Source organism: Treponema sp. R6D11 (assembly GCF_054786075.1).
The window spans coordinates 1-999 of sequence record NZ_BDHD01000453.1 but is presented as its reverse complement, the minus strand read 5'-3'; the positions used below and the strand labels follow the sequence as shown (position 1 = coordinate 999).

The 999-nt window shown below is 39.2% G+C and carries 1 protein-coding gene; it reads right to left on the bottom strand.

What is annotated here, in order from left to right; translation table 11 throughout:
• Positions 1-892, bottom strand: an 892-nt coding sequence (locus tag ACYVTD_RS13905) for a hypothetical protein (protein ID WP_461248320.1), incomplete at its 3' end; no start/stop codon positions are given.
• Positions 893-999: the final 107 nt, after the last annotated feature.

Sequence of the window (999 nt, the reverse complement as noted above, 5' to 3'; positions counted from 1 at the left end):
GAAGTAAATCATTGATATAACCGGCGTTTAAATCTTTTTTAAAGCGATCGTATCCTTTGTTAATTGCTGGGTGGTCTCCAACTTCGTTTACATATTCCTCTTCTATCTTATCGAGAAAATAATTTAGAGACAGCGGGGAATTGTCCTTGTCTTTTATGAATCTTATTAATAGATTCCAAACAGCTTTTCCAATGGACCCTAATATGGCAAGAAAACGCCCAAAGAGCATAATTCCGGTAATATAACCAAAAGTAAAATTGCCTAACCACTCAGGTGAAGATTGTTCACCATAAAACATAACAGGAGCGAAATAGCTTCCAGGGTATTCAGTTTTAATTGATTGGTTCCATGGGCCCTCATTTTTGATATCCCATGGTTTACCATCATCAACTTGGCTAATTAACCATGGAACATCTAATGGATGTCTCACGGAAATTTTTGTAAATTCCCTTAAGGCAGACATAACTTCGTCTGTTACATCGCGCAATTCTTCCTCCGGCAAGTTTAACCCGCAGCGGCAGTTTGGATGATACTTTGGTAGGCTTTCTAGAACGAAAATCCTTTCGGAGCAGCCGTCGCAAAATTTGCAGGTTCGTTTGTCATTTTCCGCGATCCATAAGACTTGCTTTGATAGAACGCAAGATAATAAATCGCTATCGGGCAGAAAGTATGCTTCGTTTGAGAACCCTAAATCATCCATGATTTGTCTTGCTAAATCCCCATTGAAACTGCCCGAGCCATGAACAAACTCTTGAGCCAAAATCATCAAAAACTTTTCATCGAAGTTTGCAAGTCTTCTTTCGGGTTTTTCCGGCTCTCTTCTTTCCGTAATAAGCTTTTTCAATTCGTCTAGATCGCCCTTGCTTGGCATGGGCGTTTCAAGGTCTTCCATTATTGCCTCCTTTTATTCGCTATATTTTTCTATACTTTCATCAAATTCAAATTTAACTAAGATTTTATCGTCCCGCAGAGTCCGTTCTCGTTCATGAGATATACTCC